The sequence below is a fragment of the Streptomyces sp. 6N223 genome, from assembly GCF_052246635.1.
GTDB lineage: Bacteria > Actinomycetota > Actinomycetes > Streptomycetales > Streptomycetaceae > Streptomyces.
Map to the genome: position 1 here is coordinate 1 of NZ_JBQQCA010000145.1, position 1,233 is coordinate 1,233.

Below are 1,233 nucleotides of genomic sequence, written 5' to 3' on the forward strand. Positions count from 1 at the left end.
GCGATATACCGGATCCGCTCCGCCGGATATGCCGGGTCGATCGGCAGATACGCAGCGCCCGCCTTCACGATCCCCAGCACCACCGCCACCTGCTCCGCGCAGCGCGGCATGGCCACCCCGACCACCCGCTCAGGGCCGATACCCCGGCCCATCAGCCAGTGGGCGATCCGGTTGGCCCGCTCGTTCAGCTCGGCATAGCTCCAGGCGACGTCCTCGGCCTCGACCGCCAGGGCCTCAGGTGCGGCCGCCACCTGCGCCTCGAACAGCTCGGGCAACGTGACCGGCGCGATGTCCCGTCGGTTGTGGCCGTAGGTGGTCAGCAGCCGCTCGCGTTCGGTGGGGGCGAGGAGATCGGGCGTGGCGATCCGCTGCTGCGGATCCACGACCATGGCCTGCAGCAGCCGCTCCCAGCGGGCGATGAACGCCTCGATCGTGCCGCGGTCATACAGATCGGTGGCGTACTCCACCCACACCTCCAGCCGTGCCGGCTGGGTGTCCTCCTCGAAGCGTTCCGAGACGCTGACGAAGACGTCGTAGCGAGACGTCCGGGTGGGCGCCTCCTGTGTCCGCACGGACAGGTCCGGCAGGTCGAAACCCATCGGCTCGTTGTTCTGCAGCACCAGCGCGATCTGAAACAGCGGGTGATACGCCGTCGAACGCTGCGGGTTCAGCCTCTCCACCAGCGCCTCGAACGGAATGTCCTGATGCGTGAACGCCGCCAGGCTCGTCTCCCGCGCCTGCCCCAGCAACTCGGCGAACGTCGGATTCCCCGACGTATCCGTCCGCAGCACCAGCGTATTCACAAACAACCCGACCAGATCAGCCAGACGCTCATCCGTCCGCCCGGCCACCCCCGTCCCCACCGGAATATCCGTACCCGCACCCAGCCGGGTGAGCAGCGCCGCCAACGCCGCGTGCAAGACCATGTGAACCGTGACCCCGGCCGAACGAGCCAGCTCAACCATGCCACGATGCAGTTCCGCCTCGAGAACAAACCCCGCGCTGTCACCGCGATAGGAAATCACCGCAGGCCGCGGGCGGTCGGCCGGGAGGGTGACCTGCTCGGGCAGGCCGGCGAGTTGCTCGGCCCAGTAGGCGTACTGCCGGCTGAAACGGCTCTCCGGATCGTGCTCCTCGCCCAGCAACTCCCGCTGCCACAGGGTGTAATCCGCGTACTGCACCGGCAACGGCTCCCACACCGGCTCCCCACCCGCACACCGAGCCCCGTACGCC

At 68.6% G+C, this 1,233-nt stretch carries 1 protein-coding gene; it reads right to left on the reverse strand.

Features of this window, described 5'->3' with window-relative positions; all coding sequences use genetic code 11:
* Window positions 1–1,181 (reverse strand): condensation domain-containing protein (locus ACTWQH_RS32730; protein ID WP_443290450.1); only part of this gene is annotated, 1,181 nt, incomplete at its 3' end.
* Window positions 1,182–1,233: the final 52 nt, after the last annotated feature.